Origin of the sequence: Streptomyces sp. SID14478, from assembly GCF_010548525.1 — a bacterium.
In the GTDB taxonomy this organism is placed as follows: domain Bacteria; phylum Actinomycetota; class Actinomycetes; order Streptomycetales; family Streptomycetaceae; genus Streptomyces.
Genome location: NZ_JAAGMG010000195.1, coordinates 1 through 2,488 on the forward strand (window position 1 = coordinate 1; position 2,488 = coordinate 2,488).

The window sequence follows — 2,488 nt, forward strand, 5'->3', positions numbered from 1 at the left end:
CCGCGGGCGCCCGATTTCGTCCGCCACGCGGGCGGCACGCGGCCTCGCACCCGCACGCGTTCACGCCAGCGGCAGCGCCCCCGGCGACGGCTTCTCCCCCGGCGGCCGGGGGCCCAGGATGCGCCGCTCCCGCGCACGGATCGGCACGTCGTTGATGCTCGCCTCGCGCCGCCGCATCAGGCCGTGGACGTCGAACTCCCACAGCTCGTTGCCGTAGGACCGCCAGTGCCCACCGTCCGCGTCCCGCCATTCGTACTGGAAACGGACGGCGATCCGGTCGTCGCCGAAGGACCACAGTTCCTTGCGCAGCGCGTAGTCGAGCTCCTTGCGCCACTTCGCCGCGAGGAACGCCCGGATCTCCTCGCGCCCCCTGACGAAGGCGTCGCGGTTGCGCCACACCGAGTCCTCCGTGTACGCGAGCGCGACGCGATCGGGGTCACGGGTGTTCCACGCGTCCTCCGCGGCCTGCACCTTGGCGAGCGCGTCCGCCTCGGTGAACGGCGGTACGGGTGGCCGGACATGGGCTGCCGGCCCGTCGTACGCCTCACCCCGAGAGACACTCACTCCGACCACGCCGAGTTCTCGATGACGCTCACGAAGTCGGTGCGGACGAAGCCCGGCGAGAAGTGGGCGAGCACATCGGACTTGACGTTGCCGAACGCACTGTCGGGGCGGTGCGCGATGCCCTCGGTGAACGCCCGGAGGATCCGGCGCTTGAAGTCGGGGCGGGGATGCGCGGCCACGACCGCGTCCCGCTGCGCGTCGCCCACCTCGTCGAACCCGAACCCCAGGACGTCGACCTCGACGCCCGCGGTGACCAGGGCCACCTCCGGCTCCATCCGGTAGGGGATCTCGGGCGTCGTGTGCAGGGCGATCGCGGTCCAGGCGATCCTGGCGCGTTCGGCGGTCAGGCCGTGCCGCAGCAGGAAGTCGCGGGCCGCGTCCGCACCGTCGATCTCGAACCGCTGCTGGGACGTGGCGTACTCCTGCGTGAGCCCGAGGTCATGGAACAGGGCTGCCACGTAGAGGAGTTCGGGGTCGAAGGCCAGCTCGCGGTGGCGGCCGCGCAGCGCCCCGAAGAGGAAGACGCGGCGCGAGTGGTCGTACAGGAGGGGGCCCGCGGTGTCGCGGACGAGTTCGGTCGCCTCCTTGGCGAGTGCGCTGTCGGGGATCTCGACATCGGCGATGCGTGGGGTCACGGTCGGCTCCTCAAGGGTTCTGCGATGCCCTCAGCCTGCCGCCCGCACGCCTCTTCACTCCATGTCTATCCGGACAGGAATCCCACACATCCGGACATGCCGCACCGCTAACCTGGAGACATGAGCGCCCGCGACCGCCCCCTCCCCCGCACCGTCGCCGTCCTCGCCTACGACGGCGTCCGTCTGCTCGACGTCACGGCCCCGCTGGAGGTGTTCAGCACGGCGGCCGGCCTCGGCGCCCGGTACGCCCCGACGGTGCTCTCCCCACACGGCGGGCCCGTCACCACCTCGGCGGGGACCCGGCTGCTCACGGACCCGGTCGACGGCCTGGCCGGGCGCGTCCACACCCTGCTCGTGCCGGGCTCCCCCGCCCTCCCGCAGCAGATGCCGCCCGGCCTCGTCGACGCCGTCCGGACGCTGCACGCGGCGTCCTGGCGCACCGCGTCGGTGTGCACCGGCGCCTTCGCCCTCGCCGAGGCGGGGCTGCTGCGCGGCCGGCGCGCCACCACGCACTGGCGGCACACGGCGACACTGGCCCGGCGCCACCCCGACGTCGACGTGCACCACGACGCGATCTTCGTGCAGGACGGCCGGATCCACTCCTCGGCGGGAGTGAGCGCCGGACTCGACCTCTCCCTCGCCCTCGTCGAGGCCGACGAAGGGCCCGACCTGGCCCGCGAGGTCGCCCGCGACCTGGTCGTCTTCCTCCAACGCCCGGGCGGGCAGTCGCAGTTCTCGGTCGCGGCCCGCACGCCGGCGCCGCACAACGGCGCCCTCGGCGCGCTCCTGAGGTCGATCGCGGCGGACCCCGCGGCGGACCATTCCCTGGCAGAACTCGCCGACCGGGCCGGCCTCAGCGCCCGCCATCTCACCCGGCTCTTCCACCAGGAGGTCCGCCAGACGCCCGGCGGCTACGTCGAGTCGGTCCGCCTCGAAGCCGCCCGCTCCCTGCTCGACTCGGGTGAGTCCGTCACCTCCGCGGCCCGCCGCAGCGGCCTCGGCAGCGACGAGACCCTGCGCCGGGTGTTCCTGCGCCACCTCGGCGTCACCCCGTCCGCCTACCGGGCCCGCTTCCGGACCACGGCGCCCTGATCCTTCGGCGCCGCGCACCGCTGGAACAATGGGCCCGTGCACACCGGGGGCGGGGACGGACGGGGGACGGTGCTGTGAGCACTCCACGGGAGAAGGCGGACGCGCTGCTCGCCGCGACCGGTCTGACGGACGCGGGCGGCTGGGGCGCCTGCGGCAACGCGCTGCCCACCCGTGCGGCGCTGCGGCCGATCGCGGCG

Annotated in this window: 3 protein-coding genes; 1 reads left to right on the forward strand and 2 read right to left on the reverse strand. The window is 73.9% G+C overall.

Going from position 1 to position 2,488, the window contains the following annotated elements; translation table 11 throughout:
- Positions 1 to 60: 60 nt before the first annotated feature.
- Positions 61 to 564 (reverse strand): nuclear transport factor 2 family protein, encoded by a 504-nt coding sequence (locus G3I40_RS07225; RefSeq protein ID WP_164301327.1) that lies wholly within the window; start codon positions 562 to 564, stop codon positions 61 to 63.
- Positions 561 to 1,199: an HD domain-containing protein gene (locus G3I40_RS07230; RefSeq protein WP_164301328.1), complete on the reverse strand. Its 639-nt coding sequence runs from the start codon at positions 1,197 to 1,199 to the stop codon at positions 561 to 563. The genes G3I40_RS07225 and G3I40_RS07230 overlap by 4 nt, the downstream gene beginning before the upstream one ends.
- Positions 1,200 to 1,319: 120 nt before the next feature.
- Between G3I40_RS07230 and G3I40_RS07235 the strand changes: the two genes are divergently transcribed.
- The gene (locus G3I40_RS07235; RefSeq protein WP_164301329.1) at positions 1,320 to 2,291 is read left to right on the forward strand and encodes a helix-turn-helix domain-containing protein; all 972 of its coding nucleotides are present in this window, start codon (positions 1,320 to 1,322) and stop codon (positions 2,289 to 2,291) included.
- Positions 2,292 to 2,488: the final 197 nt, after the last annotated feature.

Excerpts from the sequence above, each read along its gene's own strand:
- G3I40_RS07235 (WP_164301329.1), top strand. The coding sequence starts at position 1,320 with ATGAGCGCCCGCGACCGCCCCCTCCCCCGCACCGTCGCCGTCCTCGCC.